Annotated in this window: 19 protein-coding genes; 11 read left to right on the forward strand and 8 right to left on the reverse strand. The window is 63.9% G+C overall.

The genetic code is table 11. The annotated features are described in order from the left end of the window. Nucleotide 1: 1 nt before the first annotated feature. From HMPREF2565_RS10955 to HMPREF2565_RS10965, 3 genes are read right to left on the reverse strand one after another with little or no spacing between them, the layout of a single operon-like run. Entirely contained in the window at nt 2-634 is a 633-nt protein-coding gene (locus HMPREF2565_RS10955; protein ID WP_071407363.1) for an anti-sigma factor, read from the reverse strand. Further along, a complete protein-coding gene (locus tag HMPREF2565_RS10960; protein WP_046648380.1) occupies nt 631-1239 on the reverse strand; it encodes a sigma-70 family RNA polymerase sigma factor in 609 nt (202 codons plus the stop codon). The genes HMPREF2565_RS10955 and HMPREF2565_RS10960 overlap by 4 nt, the downstream gene beginning before the upstream one ends. Before the next feature lie 7 nt (nt 1240-1246). Beyond that, on the reverse strand, nt 1247-1453 hold the full coding sequence (locus HMPREF2565_RS10965; RefSeq protein ID WP_071407364.1) for a hypothetical protein: 207 nt from the start codon (nt 1451-1453) through the stop codon (nt 1247-1249). A 168-nt stretch (nt 1454-1621) separates the two neighbouring features. On the opposite strand from HMPREF2565_RS10965, the gene HMPREF2565_RS10970 reads away from it, so the two are divergent. From HMPREF2565_RS10970 to HMPREF2565_RS10985, 4 genes are all read left to right on the forward strand, one after another. After that, a complete protein-coding gene (locus HMPREF2565_RS10970; protein WP_071407365.1) occupies nt 1622-3202 on the forward strand; it encodes a redoxin family protein in 1581 nt (526 codons plus the stop codon). A gap of 10 nt (nt 3203-3212) precedes the next feature. Further along, nucleotides 3213-3827, forward strand: a complete 615-nt coding sequence (locus HMPREF2565_RS10975) for an MBL fold metallo-hydrolase (RefSeq protein WP_071407406.1) — start codon at nt 3213-3215, stop codon at nt 3825-3827. 137 nt (nt 3828-3964) lie between these two features. Beyond that, complete coding sequence (locus HMPREF2565_RS10980) at nt 3965-5284, forward strand: O-acetylhomoserine/O-acetylserine sulfhydrylase (RefSeq protein ID WP_071407366.1); 1320 nt, start codon at nt 3965-3967, stop codon at nt 5282-5284. Then, complete coding sequence (locus HMPREF2565_RS10985) at nt 5232-6431, forward strand: homoserine O-acetyltransferase MetX (protein ID WP_232760942.1); 1200 nt, start codon at nt 5232-5234, stop codon at nt 6429-6431. Before HMPREF2565_RS10980 ends, HMPREF2565_RS10985 begins: the two co-directional genes overlap by 53 nt. Here the strand turns inward: HMPREF2565_RS10985 and HMPREF2565_RS10990 are convergent. Further along, nucleotides 6428-6742 (reverse strand): DUF3017 domain-containing protein, encoded by a 315-nt coding sequence (locus tag HMPREF2565_RS10990; RefSeq protein ID WP_049157087.1) that lies wholly within the window; start codon nt 6740-6742, stop codon nt 6428-6430. The two genes, HMPREF2565_RS10985 and HMPREF2565_RS10990, sit on opposite strands and share 4 nt — an antisense overlap. Before the next feature lie 162 nt (nt 6743-6904). Further along, complete coding sequence (locus HMPREF2565_RS10995) at nt 6905-7759, reverse strand: bifunctional methylenetetrahydrofolate dehydrogenase/methenyltetrahydrofolate cyclohydrolase (protein ID WP_070754619.1); 855 nt, start codon at nt 7757-7759, stop codon at nt 6905-6907. Nucleotides 7760-7783: 24 nt separating this feature from the next. On the opposite strand from HMPREF2565_RS10995, the gene HMPREF2565_RS11000 reads away from it, so the two are divergent. The 4 genes from HMPREF2565_RS11000 to feoB all read left to right on the forward strand — a co-directional run bounded on the left by HMPREF2565_RS11000 (nt 7784) and on the right by feoB (nt 12498). Continuing rightward, a complete protein-coding gene (locus tag HMPREF2565_RS11000) occupies nt 7784-8254 on the forward strand; it encodes a tRNA (cytidine(34)-2'-O)-methyltransferase (protein ID WP_049157085.1) in 471 nt (156 codons plus the stop codon). A gap of 14 nt (nt 8255-8268) precedes the next feature. Then, a complete protein-coding gene (locus HMPREF2565_RS11005; RefSeq protein ID WP_071407367.1) occupies nt 8269-10173 on the forward strand; it encodes a pyruvate kinase in 1905 nt (634 codons plus the stop codon). Nucleotides 10174-10311: 138 nt separating this feature from the next. Then, nucleotides 10312-10560 (forward strand): FeoA family protein, encoded by a 249-nt coding sequence (locus HMPREF2565_RS11010; RefSeq protein ID WP_046648388.1) that lies wholly within the window; start codon nt 10312-10314, stop codon nt 10558-10560. 3 nt (nt 10561-10563) lie between these two features. Next, the gene (gene feoB / locus HMPREF2565_RS11015; protein ID WP_049157082.1) at nt 10564-12498 is read left to right on the forward strand and encodes a ferrous iron transport protein B; all 1935 of its coding nucleotides are present in this window, start codon (nt 10564-10566) and stop codon (nt 12496-12498) included. A 240-nt stretch (nt 12499-12738) separates the two neighbouring features. Here the strand turns inward: feoB and HMPREF2565_RS11025 are convergent, their stop codons facing one another. Together HMPREF2565_RS11025 and HMPREF2565_RS11030 are read right to left on the reverse strand one after the other, a co-directional pair. Then, a complete protein-coding gene (locus HMPREF2565_RS11025; RefSeq protein ID WP_246819149.1) occupies nt 12739-14223 on the reverse strand; it encodes a PH domain-containing protein in 1485 nt (494 codons plus the stop codon). Then, on the reverse strand, nt 14220-14669 hold the full coding sequence (locus tag HMPREF2565_RS11030) for a PH domain-containing protein (protein WP_071407368.1): 450 nt from the start codon (nt 14667-14669) through the stop codon (nt 14220-14222). Before HMPREF2565_RS11030 ends, HMPREF2565_RS11025 begins: the two co-directional genes overlap by 4 nt. Before the next feature lie 58 nt (nt 14670-14727). Here HMPREF2565_RS11030 and HMPREF2565_RS11035 point away from each other — a divergent pair, with 58 nt between their 5' ends. Continuing rightward, a complete protein-coding gene (locus tag HMPREF2565_RS11035) occupies nt 14728-14988 on the forward strand; it encodes a helix-turn-helix transcriptional regulator (protein ID WP_039673876.1) in 261 nt (86 codons plus the stop codon). A 7-nt stretch (nt 14989-14995) separates the two neighbouring features. Then, entirely contained in the window at nt 14996-15466 is a 471-nt protein-coding gene (locus tag HMPREF2565_RS11040) for a hypothetical protein (RefSeq protein ID WP_070511396.1), read from the forward strand. A 5-nt stretch (nt 15467-15471) separates the two neighbouring features. Here HMPREF2565_RS11040 and HMPREF2565_RS11045 read toward each other — a convergent pair whose 3' ends face one another. After that, nucleotides 15472-18609, reverse strand: a complete 3138-nt coding sequence (locus tag HMPREF2565_RS11045; protein ID WP_071407369.1) for an error-prone DNA polymerase — start codon at nt 18607-18609, stop codon at nt 15472-15474. Between the two features lie 164 nt (nt 18610-18773). On the opposite strand from HMPREF2565_RS11045, the gene HMPREF2565_RS11050 reads away from it, so the two are divergent. After that, the gene (locus HMPREF2565_RS11050) at nt 18774-19670 is read left to right on the forward strand and encodes a MetQ/NlpA family ABC transporter substrate-binding protein (RefSeq protein WP_071407370.1); all 897 of its coding nucleotides are present in this window, start codon (nt 18774-18776) and stop codon (nt 19668-19670) included. Nucleotides 19671-19720: the final 50 nt, after the last annotated feature.

Genomic DNA, 19720 nt, shown 5'->3' on the forward strand with positions numbered 1-19720 from the left:
CCTAGCCGGCGCTGGCCAAAGTAACGGTGGCGAGGGTACGGCCCGTCGGTTGCATGCTGCCGCCTGCAGGTTCCTCGGTGACCATGACTTTGACCGCGGCACCGTCGAAGGGCATCCACACCCCATCGTGTGGGTCCTGACCGATAACCCCGGCTGAGGCCATCTCACCATCTGCACTGACTGCCCACACCTGGGCGCCCATGCCGTCGGCCAGTTGCGGCTGGCCATCGACCATCGCGCCGGATTTCGCCATCGAGGCGGAGGAAACGATATCCAGTTGCGCTCCCGAGGCATCCGCATTGCCCTGCATAAGGTCCTCTGCGCCCATGATGTCGTGCATGGATTTTTCGCCCGGCGATTCAGCCTCTACTTGCGCGCTATCCGGTGCATCTTGCTGACCCAACTGCAAGAGCTGCGGCGCGGCTACCACGCCTGCGACGAGCACTGCGGCGGCAGCCGGCACCGCTACGAAGGCCCGCCAGCGGCGGCGTGGAAGCTCGATGACCTCAGCAGCTTCGCCACCGTCAACTTCCGCAAAGACAGCATCTTTCATTCGCGCTGGCGGATGCACGTCTGGGAGGGAATCGAGGAAGTCGTCGAAAGTCTCATCAGAAAACTCATGCGTATTGCTCATCTTCCCTCCTTTCCGAGAATCGCTTTTAGCTTCTTAACGCCGTCGCGCACGCGCGTCTTCGCCGTACCCAGCGGTACTCCCGTTGATTCTGCCAGTTCAGCATGCGTCAAGCCATTGAAAAATGCGAGGGCTACCGCGGTGGAATGCGGCTCCCCAATCTCGTCGATGGCCCAGCGCAGGCGCTGCGCTTCGACATGTCCTAGGGCCTCATCTTCAAGAGGCTCGGTGTAGGTAGCCTGGTCCAACAGCGCGTCGCGGTCATCACGTTGCACTGCAGCAACGTGGCTACGCAGCTTATCGACGGCCCTCCCATGCGCCAACCTGCCCACCCACGACCGCGCGTTTCCCCGCTGCGGGTCAAATTTCGCAGCGGAAGTCCACACCTCAACGAAGACATCTTGGGCAACCTCTTCGGCTAAGGCAGGATTGCGCAGAACGCTCAGGCACACGCTGTACACGGTGGGCGCGAGGGCGTCGTATAGCGCGCTGAAGGCATGCTTGTCTGCCGCAGCGGTCTGAACGAGCAGGTCGTTCAGCCGCGCATGTTCATCAGGTGACATCGCAGACACGGGTGTAGAGCTTACCTCCAGCAGCGGGGCGGACATGGCACTTTTACTTGGTCATTTCTTCGCTTGGCGCCATCATCTCATCGCTCTTCATTTCCCCTGTCATCATGGAATCCGACTCCATGGCGTCCGAGCTCGGGGCCATCATCTCGGAGCTGGGCTTCATGTCCACCTCTTCCTTCTTGTCGTTGCAGGCAACCAGCCCACTGGCGGCAATGGCAAGTGCAGCGGCGGCGGTAACAAGCTTCTTCATTTCGGTACTCCTTCTTCAGGTCCTCGGGTCCGGCCTTCCGGACCCTGTATCTGACCATTCGGAGCCACCCTGCGATGCGGATTGGATGGATTTAAAAGCAATCCGCTTTTCACTCGTGTTCCGAACTAGTTGCATACGCACACCGCATCACAAGCGAAGGAGCACAGGATGTTATCTACGCTATTCATCGGGTTTACCGGTGGTCTTATCACCGGCATCTCGCCCTGCATCTTGCCGGTCTTGCCGCTGGTCCTCGCAGTCAGCGGCGGCTCACGGTGGCGCCCCTGGCAGGTCGTCGGCGGGCTGGTGACGAGTTTTAGCCTCGTCACTCTTTTCGCCACAACGCTGCTCAATGCCCTGGGCCTGCCCGCCGACATCCTGTGGAAAGTGGGAATCGCGCTGCTCGTTCTCGTGGGCCTGGGAATGGTGTTCCCTCGCGTGCAGGAAGCCCTCGAGTGGCCTTTCCAGAAGCTGCCGAAAGCTGGCGGCTTGCAAGCCACAGCCCGCGACAAGAGTGGCTTCATTGTCGGCCTAGCCATGGGGGCTGTCTTCGTTCCCTGCGCGGGCCCAGCACTGGCCGCAATCTCCGTGGCGGGCGCCACCGGGACTGTCGACGCCCACATCCTCCTCCTCTGTCTCTCCTTCGCCCTCGGCGTGGCGATCCCGCTGCTGGCTTTCGCCTTAGGCGGCAACGAGGTGGGCAAACGCGTCGATGCTTTCCGCTCCCACCAACGCGAGGTACGCGTCACCGCGGGAATTGTGGTGATCGCCATGGCCGGCGCCATCTCACTCGGCGCGCCCGCGTGGCTGCAGCAGAAACTCCCCAGCATCAACGCCGGCGCCACGCCCGTTGAACAGGCCACCCGCACAGCGGAAGGAACCCCTGTCCCCGAATTTGCAGGATTGACCGGCTGGTTCAACACGGATGCGCCCGTCGATCCGCGCACCTCCGGCAAGGTCACGCTCATCGATTTTTGGGCTTATACCTGCATCAACTGCCAGCGCAACAACACGCACCTGACCAAGCTCTATGCGCATTACAAGGACTACGGCTTCGACATCATCGGAATCCATGCACCGGAGTACGCTTTCGAGCACGAGGCCGACAACGTGCGCCGTGCGGCCCGCGAGCAGGGAATCGAGTATCCAGTGGCACAGGATAATGACTTCGCCACGTGGAAGAACTTTGGGAATCGGTACTGGCCGGCGCACTATCTCGTCGACAAGCACGGCATGTTGCGCCAATCCCACCACGGCGAGGGCGACTACGCCGAGACCGAGCGCCTCATTCGTGAGCTTCTCCTCGAGCGCGACCCCAGCATAGAACTGCCTGAGCCCATTGAAGCCGCCGATGCTCACAGCGCTCCGCGCTCGCCGGAGACCTACCTCGGCACCGCACGCGCACAGTATTTCACCAACCCCGATTACCACGACGGCACGCACCAGTTCACCACGAGCGAGCCGCCGTTAGGTCAGTATTCGCTGGGCGGGACGTGGACTTTGGCCGACCAGCCCATCACCGCCGGACCTAACGCGCGGCTGCGACTGAATTATCGCGCCGCCTGGGTACAGCTCGTGGCATCAGGGCAAGGAACGGTTCGCGTGCACCGCGCGAATGGTTCGGTCCGCACCTTCGACATCACCGAGGACGGCACGGTGGATCTCGTCAGGGAACCGGACAATCACACCGAAACAATCGAGCTGGAAGTAAGCGAAGGCCTCTCGCTGTATTCCTTTACTTTTGGCTAGCGTGGGGATCATGAAGGTTTCTCTGCATGGGCAATCCGCCGTGGCTGTCGAGGCTCCCCAGGGGCGCATCGTCATCGACCCCGGCCCCCTTTCAGACCTCAGCTGCCTGGAAGGCGCTGAGGCGGTGCTGCTCACGCACGCGCACGGCGATCACCTCGACGTCGATGCCGTGCGTGCAAGCGGCCTGCCAGTGTGGGGAACGCAGGAAGCCATCGACGCCCTCGGCTCCGGCACCATCGTGCATGCTGGAGAGACGTTCACGGTTCTGGGCCTTGAGATTCACGCGGTGGGCGGGCTTCACGAGGAAATCCACCCCAATATCCCGCGCCCGGAGAACCTAGGTTATTTCTTTAATGGTGTGCTGCACCCCGGCGACCAATGGTGCGTCCCGAAGGGACGCACGGTAAATGTCCTCCTGCTCCCCATCGCCGGCCCGTGGGTGCGCGGGGCGGACGCCGCGGATTACGCCATGCGCATCGGCGCGCGGCTGACGGTGCCCATCCATGACGCCGTACTGTCCGACGCCGGCAAGCACATCACCGACGGCATGCTCCAGCGCGCCGGGGTGACCGGCTACCAGCGCCTGCATGTTGGGGAAAGCATCGACATCCAACAGCGGCCTTGAGCCTTCGCGCTGCAGGGAGGTCTACAGCACACACGGGCCTCCAAACCAACCGCTCGGTCTATTTTTATTCTCGGGCTTGCCTGCGGTTTCCAGAAAGCCACTAACAGCACTGAACCGCTTGGTCTAGCCTTTGTGGCATGAGCACCAAATACGATAATTCCGAAGTCAACGAGTGGTCGTTCGCGACCCGCGCCCTCCACGCCGGACAGAACCTGGACGGCTCCACCAACGCACGCAACGTTCCGATTTACCAAACCACCTCGTATGTCTTCAACGACGCCGAGCACGCCGCCAACCGCTTCAACCTCTCGGATGCCGGCCCGATTTATACCCGCCTGACCAACCCCACCCAGGACGCACTCGAGGAGCGCCTCGCTTCCCTCGAGGGCGGCGTCGCCGCCGTAGCTTTCGCCTCCGGCCAGGCCGCCGAAACCGCGGCCATCCTGAACCTGGCCTCCGCCGGCGACCATATCGTGACCTCCCCGCGCCTCTACGGCGGCACCTCCACGCTCTTTACCGTGACCTTGAAGCGCCTCGGCATTGACGTCACCCTCGTCGAGAACCCGGATGACCCGGCCTCCTGGCAGGACGCCGTCCAGCCAAACACGAAGGCTTTTTACGGCGAGACCTTCGGCAACCCAGTCGCCGATGTTCTCGACATCCCTGCCATCGCCGAGGTAGCCCACAAGAACCAGGTCCCGCTCATCGTGGATAACACCATCGCCACCGGCGCGCTCGCCCGCCCGCTGGAGCTGGGCGCGGACATCGTCGTGGTTTCCACCACCAAGTTCTATACCGGCAATGGCTCCGCCATCGGTGGTGCCATCATCGACGGCGGCTCCTTCGACTGGACCGTCACCCGCGACGGCGAGCCTGTTTTCCCCTACTTCGTCACCCCAGACGAGGCTTACCACGGCCTCAAGTACGCCGACCTGGGCGCCCCGGCCTTCGCCATCAAGGCGCGTGCGGGCCTGCTGCGCGATACCGGTGCCGCCATCTCCCCCTTCAACGCCTGGCTGACGCTGAATGGCATCGAGACGTTGCAGTTGCGCGTCGAGAAGCACAATGCCAACGCCCAGGCCGTGGCTGAGTACCTGGAGTCCCACGCCAAGGTCACCACCGTCAATTACGCCGGCTTGGACTCCTCGCCGTACAAGGCCACCAAGGAGAAGCTCGGTTACGCCTACACCGGCTCCGTGCTCTCCTTCGACATCGACGGCGGCCGCGAGGAGGCGTGGGCGTTTATCGATGCGCTGAAGCTGCACTCGAACCTGGCCAACATCGGCGATACTCGCTCATTGGTGGTGCACCCGGCGACCACCACGCACTCCCAGTCCGACGAGGCAGCGCTCAAGGCCGCGGGCATTACGCAGGCCACGGTGCGCCTGTCGGTGGGCATCGAGGATGTCAACGACATCATCGCCGACCTCGAGCGTGGGTTCGCGGCCATTGGTTAGCGCCATCCCGGAACTCGCGCCCGAAGGCGAGCTCACCGTCGTCCCCATCGGTGATTTCACCACGGAAGCAGGCGCCGTGCTTGCCGACGCCCACGTGGCCTACCAACGCTGGGGCGCTTTCGCCGGCGACCCGGACGGCGTCAACAATGTCTTGGTGGTTGAGCACGCGCTGACCGGGGATTCCAATGTGGCGGACTGGTGGTCCGACCTGGTGGGGCCTGGCAAGGCTTTGGACACCACGCGCTGGTGCGTTATCGCGACCAATGCGCTGGGCGGCTGCAATGGCTCGACGGGGCCGAAGTCGCTGCACCCGGATGGAAAGCCGTGGGGCGGGCGCTTCCCGGCGCTGTCGATTCGGGACTTGGTGGAGGCTGAGCACGACTGCTTGACGCAGCTGGGTATTTCCCGCGTGCACGCGGTACTCGGCGGCTCGATGGGCGGCGCGCGCACGCTGGAGTGGAGCTTGCTGCACCCGGAAAGCGTGTCCGCGGTGTGCGTAATTGCGGTGTCTGCTCGGGCTTCGGGCTGGCAGATTGGCATCCAATCCGCGCAGATTTCCGCCATCGAGCGCGACCCGTTTTGGCATGGCGGAAATTACTACCTCACGGACAAGACTCCGCGGGATGGTCTGGCAGCGGCGCGCCGCATCGCGCATTTGACGTATCGCGGCGAGCAGGAGATCGACGAGCGCTTCGGCGCTACCGCACAGCAAGGCGAGAATCCCTTGGGGCCGCACCGCCAGCTCAATCAGCGTTTCGCGGTGAACTCCTACCTGGATTACCAGGGGGCGAAACTCACCGAGCGCTTCGATGCGGGTTCCTACGTGGTGCTCACGGAGGCGTTGAACCGGCATGACGTCGGCCGCGGGCGCGGCGGGCTCATCAAAGCGTTGGCGGCATCCCAGGTGCCGACGATGGTCGTGGGCGTGGACACGGATATCCTCTACCCCTATCACCAGCAGGAGCACATCTCCCGCAACGTCAACCACCTGCTGGCGATGGCCAAGATTGTCTCCCCCGTGGGCCACGACGCCTTCCTGACGGAGACCCGGCAGATGAACCGCATCCTGCGCAACTTCCTGCTGCTCTCCGCGCCGAATGGCCTCGATGTGGGCCCTGCGTACGTGGGCGATGAATATTACATCTAAGAGCCCAGCGCGTCGATGGAGAAGGCCATGAACACCATCGCCGCGCCCAAGATGCCTGTAAAGCAGGCATCGAAGCGCCGGGAGCGCACCGCGAGCACGCCGACCCGCGAGGAGTCGCAGGTCAAGCGGACCACCGTGAGCCACACCAGCGCCCCGCCCAGCAGCAGCGTGGCGCGGCGCCAGTGCTCGAACACGGCATAGAAACCCGACACCACAACCGCCACGACGAACAGGCCGATGGCCAGCCACTGGAGAGCCGGCGGCAGCGCCGAGGGCTTCAGGTGCGCATCGTGCGGGTTCGACAGGGACACCGGTGGCGTGGTTTTCCCGCGGGCTTGGCTTTCAGTCTGGCTTCGAGGCTGGCCTTGAACAGGGCCCTGAGCTGGGCGCCGGGGTGTTCGTCGCTCTCTGCGTTGCGGGTTTTCGTCTGATTGTGGGGACATGCTCATTACTTGGGCGTTCGTGTTGCGCCGTTAGTGAGCGGCAAGCTTTTCGGCGCGCTCGACGATATTGCTGACCAGGAATGCGCGCGTCAGCGGCCCCACGCCGCCCGGGTTCGGGGAGACGTAGCCGGCCTTCACCCAGACGTCCTCGGCCACGTCGCCGGCGAGTTTGCCGTCAACGCGGGACACGCCGACGTCGAGAACCGCAGCACCTTCCTTGACCATGTCGGCGGTGAGCATGTGTGCCTTGCCGGCTGCCGCGATAATGACATCGGCCTCACGGGTCTCCGCAGCGAGGTCCTTGGTGCCAGTGTGGCACAGCGTCACCGTGGAGTTTTCGCTGCGGCGGGTGAGCATCAGACCAATCGGGCGGCCCACGGTCACGCCGCGGCCAATAACCACGACCTTGGCGCCATCGAGCTCTACCCCAAAGCGGCGCAGCAGGTGGATGCAGCCATTCGGAGTGCAGGGCAGCGGGGCTTCCTCGTTGAGCACCAGCTTGCCCAGGTTGATCGGGTGCAGGCCATCAGCGTCCTTGGCCGGATCGATGAGCTCGAGCACGCGGTTTTCATCCAGGTGCTTCGGCAGCGGCAGCTGCACGATGTAGCCAGTGCAGGCGTCATCATTGTTGAGTTCCTCGATGACGCGCTCCAGCTCCTCCTGGGAGATATCTCCCGGCAGGTCCTTGCGAATCGAGTTGATACCAAGCTTCTCGCAATCACGGTGCTTCATCTTCACGTAGGAATGCGAACCCGGATCATCGCCCACCAAGACCGTAGCCAGGCCCGGGGTAATCCCCTTCTCTTTGAGGGCGGCCACGCGCTGGGCCAGGTCCTCAAAAATCTCGTCGCGGTACAAGTTGCCATCTAGTTTGGTAGCGCTCATGCACACCATCCTAGACTGATGCCTATGAGCAGCTTGCACATCGTCTTCGACAACCCCGTGATCCCTACCAACACCGGCAATGCCATCCGCACCGCCGCCGTCACGGGCGCGAGCCTGCACCTCATCGAGCCGCTCGGCTTCAACTTCGAGGACAAACACCTCAAGCGCGCGGGCTTGGACTACCACGACTTAGCGGACCTCACGATCCACAAGGATTTCGACGCCTGCATGGACAGCTTGCCCGGCGCGCGCGTTTTCGCTTTCACCACCCACACGGACAAGTGGTTCACCGACGTGGAATACCAGGAGGGCGATGTCCTGCTTTTCGGCACCGAACCCACGGGCCTGCCGGAGGAACACGCCTTTCACCCGCGGGTAACGGAGCGCGTGCGCATCCCCATGATGCCAGCGCGACGCTCGATGAATCTATCCAACGCGGCGTCGACAGCCGTGTATGAGGCCTGGCGGCAGCTCGGCTTCCGTGGCGCGGTCTAACAAGTCGCGGCACAATGTGGGTGAACTTTCACACCGAAGGAGACACCTTGCCTAGCCTGCGCCCACTGCTTGATTCCCTCATCACCCGCGTCGAAGCTTCGTCTGTCGCCCACGCCACGCAGATCGCGCGCGTGGATCCCATCCACCGCCCCGGCGCGGTCAACCTCGTGCGCTACATGGAATTGCGCTCCCAAGACGCCGTCGAACTCCAGGAAGGCCTCACGGCGTTGGGCGCCACGAGCCTCAGCCACCCGGAGCCCGCAGTGCTTGAGCGCCTCCACGCCGCGCGCAACGTGCTCGACGCCTTCGATGGCCACGCGCCAACCTATCCTGTGCAGCCCATCGCCACGGCTTATGCTGACGCGGACGATATCCTCGACGCCAACACCGAAGCCCTCCTCGGCCCTACCCAGGAGGACACGCACGCGCGCATCATGGTGACTCTTCCTGCTGAGGCCGCGGAGGATTATGAACTGGTCCTCGGTTTCGCCCGCGCGGGCATGGAGTTAGCCCGCATCAACTGTGCGCACGATGACCAGGCGGCGTGGACAAAGATGGTGGAGCACGTCCACCGCGCCGCTGAAGAGGTGGGGCGCGAGATTCTGATTTCCTGCGATATTGCTGGCCCCAAGGTCCGCACCGGCAGCATCGAGCCGGGTCCGCAGGTCATTCGCGTGCGCGGCGAGCGCACCGCTGCGGGCGAGCTGCTGAGCCCAGCAACGCTCGTGCTTCACGACGCCCCCTCCTCTACCCGCGCCCACGGGGTGGCGGGGGAGGCGTCGCCAAGCGCGGCCCGCCCGGCGGTAGCGCTGGAGGTGGATGACGAGTGGTTGGCCCGCCTGCACCCCGGCAGCGAGGTGCGCTTCACGGAAGCGCGCGGGCGCTCGCGTGTGTTCACCGTGGAGAGCGCGGAAGCAGGCGTGGCGGTGCTGCACGGTGATCGCAACTGCTACCTCGCCGAGGGAACGGTGTTGAGCCACGGCGGGGACACCACGCAGGTGCATGGGGTTCCGGCACTGGAGCAGAAGATTCGCCTGCACCGCGGCGAGGAGTTGGTGCTGAGCACTTCGCAGGAGCCGGCGCGCATCGTCGAGGGCGAGGTGACCACGATTGGGTGCACGCTGCCGGAGGTGGTTGGCGCGCTCAAAGTGGGGCACCGGGTGATTTTCGATGATGGCGCCATCGCCGGCCGCGTCCGCGAGGTGCGGGAGAATGGTGCGGCGCACGAGGCCGTCGTCACCGTGGAGCATGCGGGACCGACCGGCACCAACCTGGCCGCCTATAAGGGAATCAACCTGCCGGATACCGACGTCCCGCTGCCCAGCCTCACCGAGGAAGACATCGAAGCACTTCGTTTTGTGGCCACGCACTGCGATATCGCGGCGGTTTCTTTCATCCGCACGCCGGCTGATGTGGCCTTCCTCTATGACACGCTTGAGGCGATTGCCGCCGAGCAGGAATCGGAGGAGATGGCGCAGCGCGTGCGTGACCTAGGCATCGTGCTCAAGATTGAGACGGTTCCGGCTTATGAGCAGCTGGGAAGTGTGTTGCTGGAGGGGATGCGGCACGCCAAGTTCGGCATCATGATTGCGCGCGGTGACTTGGCCGTGGAGTTGGGATTCGAGGAGATGGTCCAGGTGCCGGGGCGCATCATGAAGGTCGCGGAGGCGGCCCACATCCCGGTCATCATGGCCACGCAGGTTCTGGAGACCCTGGCCAAGACCGGGCTTCCCTCCCGCGCGGAAATCACGGACGCTGGCTATGCGCTGCGCGCGGAGTGCGTCATGCTCAACAAGGGGCCGCACATCACGGAGGCCATCCAGATTCTGGACCGCATGTCCCGCAAGCTAGGCCAATCGCGGCTGAAGAATCGCCAGAGGCTGCGCCAGGTCAGCAGCTGGACCAATCCACTCGCTTGATACGCGGCGTACCTGCGCCGCGTGGTGAGGATCACCTAAGAGATAGCCCTCAAAACCTAGACGGACCTATGTTTACTAAGGGTAACCTATAAAGGTAATGCTTATTCGGTAGTGCTTATTTAAGGAAGAGGGCTCACCGTGAAGTTATCTGAGCGCCCACGACAAACCGCCGACGCTATCCCCACGGGGTGCACCATCACCCTGAGAGACGAGTGCATCTCCTGCACCTGCGACGCCGCACTGGCGGTGCGCCTCGGCGAGCTGGGAATCCGCCCCGGCGCCACGCTAATCATGGGCCCGCGCGTGGCCGGTGGCGCGCGTGTTGTCTCGGTGGGCAGCTGCCGCTACGCCATCGATAAGGCGACACTGCAGGCCATCGAGGTCTAAGCCATGTCCACCACGAAACCCAGCTGTCACGGCGATCCGGGCGGCGCGGTAGCCCCTGCTGGCGCGCCCATCATCGCGCTCGTTGGCTCCCCCAACTCTGGCAAGTCCACTCTCTTTAACGCCCTGACCGGCGCGAAGGCGCAGACCGGCAACTGGCCGGGAACCACGGTTGAGGTCAGCCGCGGTGCGTGGAAGATCGGTGACGCAACCGCCGATCTCATCGATTTTCCCGGCACCTACTCACTCGACCCGCTCAGCCCCGATGAGGCGCTGACCCGCGCCATGCTCATCGATTGCCCAGATGATGAGCGCCCCGACGCCGTCGTCGTGGTCGTCGATGCCAGCGCCGTGGCGCGCGGCCTCAACGTCGCGCTCCAGTTAGCGGAGCAGCCCTACCGCCTCATCATCGCGCTGACGAAGACCGACGTGGCCCTCAACCAGGGCCAAACAGTGGATCCCGTTGCGCTCGCTGAATCCACCTCCATCCCGGTGGTGGTGGTTGATGGGCGTAAGCGGGAGGGCGTCGAGAAGCTGCGAGAGGTTGTTGTTGATTCTCTGGCGGCTGAGCCCGTGCAGCTGCGCGAGGACGCAGGTTTGGAGGCCCGCTTCGCGGAGTTGGATGCGGCGGCGAAGGCCTCGGTGAGCGAGGTCGAGCACGCCACGCCCCTCTCCCACCGCCTCGATGCGGTGGCCCTCCACCCGGTGGTGGGACCGCTGCTGTTTCTGGCCGTGATGTGGGTGGTCTTCCAGATCACCACCACCGTGGCCGCTCCCCTCCAGGATGGCCTGGAGGCACTGGTCTCGGGCCCCTTGAGTGACTGGGCGCGGGCGGGGCTAGAAGCCATCGGCTTAGGCCACCCTCTCATCACGGGCCTGCTTGTCGACGGCCTCATCGGCGGCGTCGGCATGGTCCTCACCTTCGCCCCGCTCATGGCGCTGATGTTCTTGTGCTTGGCGGTGTTGGAGGATTCCGGCTACATGGCGCGTGCCGCGGTGGTCACGGACCGTCTCATGCGGGCCATCGGTCTGCCGGGCAAGGCTTTCATCCCCATTGTCGTGGGCTTTGGCTGCAACGTGCCGGCGATCTCGGCCACGCGCGTGCTGGGCAGCCCGCGGCATCGCATCATGACCGCGCTGCTCATTCCGTTTACCTCGTGCTCGGCGCGCTTGGTGGTCTTCGTCATGCTTTCGGCCACGTTTTTCCCAGATCATGCCGGCAGCGTGGTGTTCATCATGTACGTCATTTCCATCGCGCTGCTCGTGCTCGTGGGTTTGGTGCTGCGCAAGACTCTGTGGCGCGCGGTTCCGGAAGAGGCACTGGTTATTGATTTGCCGACGTACCAGCTGCCCACCGTGCGCCTAGCACTGAGCGTGATGTGGACGCGCTTGAAGGGCTTCTTGCAGACGGCCGGTGGCATCATCGTGAGCACCGTGGTCGTGGTGTGGCTGCTCATGGCCATCCCGGTGGGTGCGGCGGTCCAGGACTCCTCCTGGGGAGAACCGCCGGCGCCGGAGGATTCGGCCTACGGGGCGGTCGCGCACGCCATCGCTCCAGCCTTTGCCCCGGCCGGCTTCGACTCGTGGTCCTTGGCGGGTCCGCTAGTCACTGGTTTCGTGGCCAAGGAGGCGCTGATTTCGACGTGGGCGCAGACCTACGCGGTCGAGGATGTCACCGACGCCTCCGCGGAGGAACAATCCCATAGCGCGCTCAGCGATCACGTGCGCGCGGACTTCGAGCAGGCTTCTGACGGTCATCCCCTCGCCGCGGTGTGGGCCTACATGCTCTTCCTGCTGGCCTACACGCCCTGCGTGGCCACGATTGCCGCGCAGCGGCGAGAGATTGGCTGGCGCTGGACGCTCTTCGGCTTCGGCGTCCAGCTGGCCACAGCGTGGGTGCTGGCTGTAGCGGCCTTCCAGATTCTGAAGGTGTTTATCTAATGCCCGCCTCCCCCATCCAGGCCGTGCAGGAAGCCATCGAATCCGGCGTGCGCTCGCGGGCGGCCATCGCGGCACAGACCGGGCTGGAGCCCGGCACGGTGGACCTCATCCTGGATCACCTCACCGCCAGCGGGGTACTCGATATGGAGCCACTCGGCTCCTGCCCCGCGGGCGGATGCGGGTCCTGTTCGGCGGCCTCGGCGTGTGCCGGCCCCAGCAGCACGCGTGGGCCGGTTCTGCTTAAGCTTCGTCGCTGCCCCTAACCGCGCTGTCACGGGAGTCTTCACGTGGGTTCTGCCGCGGCTCAACCTGTGAGATGTTGACGGATGAGTCCATGGGACTTAGCGCTGACTCCATGGCAGGCAGGCGGCGGGAGCGCAGGCGGGTGAGGAGCTCGGAGGCGTCGGCAGGCGTGAGGTCTTGACCAGCCATCTTCACGGGGCCAGCCACGAGGTCGAAGCGCACGGTCCGCACGCCCGCAAGGTGCCCCAACGGCCCCACTTTCAGCGTGAGCTCCTGGATGTGCGGGGTTCCAATCACCATGACGCGGCGGTTAATGCGGCCGCGGTGCACGATGGTCACGGGAAGCGGGGAATCCACGAGCGTCACCGACTGCTGCTTGCGGTCGAGGGGGCTGATCCACGTCGCCCGGCGCGGGGAGGTATAAGTGGGCTGGGTGTGCCCTTCGGGGCGCGCGAAATCCTCAATCTGCGCACGATCCAGATCGGAGATGAGCTCTAAAAGCTCCAGCGCCTGCTCGCGGGTACCCACCGGCAGGATGCGAGTGGAACCGGACTGCTTACCGCTGCCCTTCGCGCCATAACCAGCTACAGAGACGTGCACCTCGTACCAGCCGAAGCGCCGCCATAAGAAGGGCTGGCTTACCCGCATGCCGTGGATGCGGCTAATGCGGATGGTTTGGCGGCGGCGGTCGGCAAGACCGTAAGAGACGTTGAGGGCGTTGGTGGGGGCGTGGTGAAGCGCGGTGAATTTCCAGGAAGAGTCCACCAAGCCCCAGACGCTTCCAACAAAGCCCACGATGATGGGCAGCAGCGCGGTCCACATACCCGGGATGAAGAGCAAGCCCCCAATAACGAGGGCCGCGAGGAGCGTGGGCAGGCGCAGCGCCTCAGCGGCAATCGTGCGCAGTATGGGAATCTCCGGGATCAGCGCGGCGGCTTCCTCCGCTTCCGGCGCCGGCTCACTGGCAGGGTTCTTATTCGTGCGCCGCAGCAACTCCGCGCGCAGCTCTTCTGCTTTCGCTTTGGGCAGGTACTCAATCTTGATCACCGACGAGGTACCGCCGGCGGTCTCCACCCGAACCGTGGCCAAACCCAACAAGCGCGCGATGATGGATTCCACGACGTCCACCGCCTGGATGCGCTCATAGCGCGCGGAGCGGAAGGACGTGGAGATGACGCCGTGGCGCAGCGCGATTTCATCCTCGGTGAGCTTGTAGCCCAGCTTGCGCCACCAGATTCCGGAGACCAGCCAAATCACTGCGCACACCAGCACGAAGGCGCCGATACCCAGCAGGGTACCGCGGCCGACCTCGCCGAGGTTGCCGCCCTGTAGGTAAGACACCACATCCGAAATCATGGAGGCGTTGATATTCACCGCGAAAATGGCCACCAGCGCCAGGATCAGCGACCAAAAGCGCAGCAGCGGGGTGAGGCGGTGGACGCGGGTGTAGCCGTCGACGTCGATAAGCGCGCGGTCCTTCACAGCCCACTCATCCTCTCACGTGCCTTGACGGCGAGGCGCTCGCGCAGGGCGTCGGCGTCGGCAGCAAGGAGGCCGGGGATGGTGGCGTCGCTGCTGGGCGACGCCGTGTGCAGCTTCACCTTCTTGAGCCCCATCGCCCGCTCGACGGGGCCGGCGGTGACGTCGACGAATTGGATGCGGCCATAGGGCACGACGGTGAAAGTGTGCCAGATTTTGCCGCGGGTGACCAGCAGCTCGTCCGCGGTTTCCTGCCAGCCTAAGTTTTTGACCTGCGCGGGGATGAGCCACAGTTCGTAGAGCGCCCACACAACGAGCGCGCCAGCGACCCAATAGAGCCAGTCCCACCAGAAATACGCTGCGGCGGCAGCGAGGGCGGCGAGGATAACATCCCAGCTTAAATTCGTAATGTAGCGGGCTTTCGTGAGTGACGGGGATACGGGGTTCATGCCAACACCCTAACACGAACTCTTGACAAGTTGTTGGGTTTATACAACACTGTGATGTATGTCCCCAAAGAAAAAACCTACCCGCCCACTCTTTAACCGGGTCCGTGTGCTCCGCGTTGAACGGGACATGACGCGCGCACAGCTTGCCGACGCCATCGGGGTCAACCCCCAAACCATCGGCGCACTCGAGCGCGGCGACCACTCCCCCAGCTTGGACCTCGCCTTCAACATCTGCGAAGTCTTCAACCTACCCGTGGAAGCCGTGTTCTCCCGGACCGAATTCACCCCCATGTCCTCCGAAATCTACCGAAAGGACTAGCCCGCACATGTCCGCCTCTATTCCCGATTCCGTTAAGACCCGCAAGCGCTACATCACCCTGGCCGATCTCTCCTCCTGCCTCATCATCCTGTCCCTCCCCCTGCAGTTCTGGGACTCCTTCACCTCACTCATGGTGGCCTGCCTAGGAACGCTGCTCACCGGACTACTGACCGCCCGCCTGCGAGGAGCGATAGGTGCCGCTGACCTGCCCAGGACGGAGCTCGATGAGTACCAGATGCAGCAGCACCTCGAAGCCCGCGACGACGGCCTCAAGTTCTCCCTCGCCGCACTCGTCATTCTGCTGCCAGTCACAGGCCTTATCGCCTGGGGCGCGCGAACCATGCCCATCATGGATGGCATGTTCGTCTCCCAGCTCTACCTCAAGCTCATCTCGCTACTGCTGGTGTGGCTGCCCTTCTCCGTGGCGCGTTCCCTGGCCGGCAAGATGAACCGCGACGAGCTCATCTCAAAGGAATAAGACCCCTAGCGGAAATCCCGCGAGCCGCGCGAGAGTGCCTCGCCGAAGGCCAGCGGCTCAAGCTGGTCGGCGGCGACGGTAACCGCGCCGGAGGCATTCTGTACGATACCGCGCACGATGAGCGCAGGAGCCGTCCGAGCCGTCACCTTATCCCGAGCCCACAAGCCGGGCGAGACCATCACGTTCATCAGACCGGTCTCATCCTCCAGGCCGAAGAACACCACACCAGCTGCGGTCTGGGGGCGCTGGCGGTGCGTGACCACTCCGGCGATGCGCACGCGCGTGCCATCCTCCACGGCCGGCAGGTCCGCCGCCGCCAGGACGCCGCGGGCACGCAGAGCCCCGCGGACCTGCTCCATGGGCTGCTGGTTGTGGGTAACGCCGGTACTCGCCACATCCGCCGCCATGAGCTCGAAAGCACTCATGCCCGGCAAGGACGGCGCCTCGATGGCCGACAGCCCCGGCAGCATCCCTACCTGCTCCGTCGCAGCCACACCCGCCTGCCACAGCGCTTGGCGACGATCCACCCCAAAGACATCCAAGGCCCCCGCCACCGCGAGGGCCTCCACGTGATCGACGGTGAGATCGGCGCGGCGGGAGAGATCCGGGACGTCGGCAAACGGCGCGGCCGCCTCAATGCGGTCAGCGGCCTTATCACCCAACCCCTTGATGAGGTTGAGCCCCAAACGGATACGTACCTGGCCATCCTCCCCCACCACGGCGCGGGCCTCGCGGCCCGAATCGTTGACGGTGGCCGGCAGCACCTCCACGCCGTGACGGCGTGCATCCTGAATAAGCGACTGCGGCGAGTAGAAACCCATCGGCTGCGCGCGCAACAGACCCACGCAAAACTGCGCCGGATAATAGCGCTTAAACCACGCCGAAAAATACACCAAGGAGGCAAAAGACTGCGAGTGCGACTCCGGGAAACCATAGGCGGCGAAAGCCACAATTTTGGCCCACAACTTGTCCGCGACCTCCCCGGCAATCCCGTTGGTTTCCTGCAATCCGTCGTAGAAACGCTGCTTGAGTGCTGCCATCTTGGCCGGCGAGCGCTTCGAGCCCATCGCGCGCCGCAAATCATCAGCCTCCGCGCCGCTGAAACCAGCGGCATCGACAGCAATCTGCATGAGTTGCTCCTGGAAAAGCGGAATGCCCAGCGTCTTGCCCAGGGTTTTCTCCAGCACCGGGTGGTCATACTCCACCGGCTCCTTACCATCGCGGCGGCGCAGGTAAGGGTGCACCGACCCGCCCTGGATGGGACCCGGACGGATGAGCGCTACCTCCACGACGAGATCGAAAAAGACCCGGGGCTTGAGCCTCGGCAGCGTATTAAGCTGCGCGCGCGACTCCACCTGGAACACACCCACCGCATCCGCGCGGCAGAGCATGTCGTAGACTTCCGGGTCCGCCAGGTCCAGCTCCCACAAGTTGACCTTCCGGCCGGTGGTCTCCTCCACCACGTCCATCATGTGATGCAGGGCCTCGAGCATGCCCAAACCCAGCATGTCGAACTTCACCAGGCCGGCTGCAGCACAATCGTCCTTATCCCACTGCAGCACCGAACGGTTCTCCATGCGCGCCCATTCCACGGGCACGACATCTGCAATCGGCCGGTCACACAACACCATGCCGCCGGAGTGAATACCCAGGTGGCGCGGCTGGCCGAGGAACTGCTCGGCCAAGGATTCGACGTCGCTAGGCGCAGGAGCCACACCTTTCGACCATGCATCGACCGAACCTTGCGGGTAGCCCAACGCCCAGGCTGCATCCCGCAGCGCACCTTTGCGGCGATACGTAATCACGTTGGCCACCTGCGCGGCACGCTCGCGGCCGTGTGTGGCGTAGACGTATTGGATAACCTCCTCGCGGCGGCCTGATTCAATATCAATATCAATATCCGGCGGGCCATCACGGTCCGGGGAAAGGAAGCGCTCAAAGAGCAGACCCGCGGAAATCGGCTCCGCATTCGTAATCCCCAGCGCGAAACACACCGCGGAATTTGCCGCCGAACCACGCCCTTGACACAGGATATTCTCCCGCCGACAAAAATCCACGAAGTCGCACACAATAAGGAAGTAACCCGGAAAGCCGAGCTGCTTCACGACGCCCAACTCATACCTCATCTGCTCCCACGCCCGCTCCCTAATCTCCTTAGGCCGCGTGGCGTAGCGCGCTTTCGCACGTTCGAAGGTGAGGTGCTCCAACCAGGACATCTCGGTATGCCCCTCCGGCACGTCAAAATCCGGCAGGTTGGGCGCTAGGGCTTCCCAGGTGAAGCTGCACTCCTCCAGCACTCGGACGGTTTCCGCGATAAGTTCTGGACGGTCTGGAAATAGCTGCGCCATCTGCTCCCCCGAGCGCAGCCAGGACGAGCCCATGGGGTGGGAGTTGGGGGAGGCGTCGGCAAGCGCGAGGCGCCGGGACAAGGCTTGTTTGGCCCCAGCCAACCGCGCGTGTTCCCGTGTGGCGGCAGCCGGGCGGGCCGTAGCGATAGCGCGCGGAACCGGGCAGGAATCCAGCAGCGCGTGGTGGTCAACGTCCTCCGGAACTTGGGTACAGGAGTACTCCAAAACCATGCTGTCTATTTTAATTCTTTCGCTCAGATAGTCGAACTTCTCTGCCCATTCCCACCCCACAAGAAAGAAACAATGCTCCTGCAACTCCGCCGCAATATCCGCCAACGGCGGATAGACCACCGCATCTTTCTCCCCCGCCTCCATACGTGCACGGGAGATGAGCCGCGACAAACGGCGATAGCCCTCCGGAGTGCGCGCCAACACGGTCAGCGGCGCTGGTTCGAGGCTCAGTTCCGCGCCAAAAACAGCGGGAAGGCCGACCTTGGCGGCAGCCTCCGCAAACTTCATGAGCCCATAGAAGCCATCCCTATCTACCAGCGCCATTCCCCGCAGTCCCAGCTCGACCGCCCGCGCCACAAGCTCCTCCGGCTCAGAGGCCCCTTGCAGGAAGCTATAGGAACTCACCGCATGCAGCTCCGCAAAGGGCACGGCAGAGTACCCCGCCTTCGGGGCGTCCGTAGCGTCCGGCAGATGCTCCACCGACACGGGAATGGGGCCTGGGCGGCCAGACAAGATCCGCTCGACGCGGGACCACGGTAGCGCTGCACCCCCATTGAACCTCATAGCCCCACACCTTATAATCGAACACTCATTCCCGTCAAGGTTTTCGTTGAACAATTATCGGAATAGACAAAGCGGTTCAATCGTTGCTAGTTTTTCGAGCAGTGTAATCACCTGCGGTACCTCACCACGTGCCGCACAACCAAGAAGGGACACTAAGACCCATCATGAGCATCCGTCGCGTACTTGCTGCCACCTCGGCAGCTGTCATCGCCGCTACCGGCCTGGTCGCCTGCTCCTCCGATTCCTCGGACTCTGAAGCCAAAGGCGGCGGCGAAGAAATTACCAAGGACTCCACCATCACCATCGGCACCACCGACGCCAACATGGAAGAGTGGGCTGTCTTCCAGGACCTGGCCAAGGAGGCCGGCTACGACGTGAAGCTGGAGAACTTCGCGGACTACAACACCCCGAACCAGGCGCTGGATCAGGGGCAGCTGACCGCCAACAAGTTCCAACACCTGCAGTTCTTGGCCAAGTACAACCAGGGCAACGGCACCGACCTCGTCCCGCTCGCCTCCACCGAGATCTACCCGCTGGCCATCTACTGGAAGGACCACAAGGACCTCTCTGGCATTGAGGGCCAGGAAGTGGCCATCCCGAATGACTCCACGAACCAGGGCCGCGCTATCGGCCTGCTCGCTCAGGAGGGCCTGGTCACCCTCAAGGAGGACAGCCCGCTGATCCCGACTCCGCTCGACATCGACGAGAAGAAGTCCAAGGTCACGGTCACCCCGGTCGACGCCGCCCAGACCCCGGCCGCATACGGCGAGGGCAAGCCGGCTGTCATCAACAACTCCTTCCTGGAGCGCGCGGGCATCGACCCGAAGTCCGCTGTGGCAGAGGATGACCCGAACTCCACCGAGGCCGAGCCGTACATCAACGTGTGGGCCGTGCGTGCAGAGGACGCTGACAACGAGACCCTCCGCGAGCTGGCCAAACTGTGGAAGGACCCGAAGGTCACCGAGGCCGTCCTGAAGTCCTCTGGCGACACCGCCGTGGCTGTGGACCGCCCGCAGGAAGAGCTGCAGGAGATTCTGGACCGCCTCGAAGAGGAAGCCTAAGCCCCCGCTACTCCACATGTCCCCCCCCCCCCCCCCCCCCCCCCCCCCCC

The sequence above is a fragment of the Corynebacterium sp. HMSC072A04 genome (assembly GCF_001809235.1).
Lineage (GTDB): Bacteria > Actinomycetota > Actinomycetes > Mycobacteriales > Mycobacteriaceae > Corynebacterium > Corynebacterium hiratae.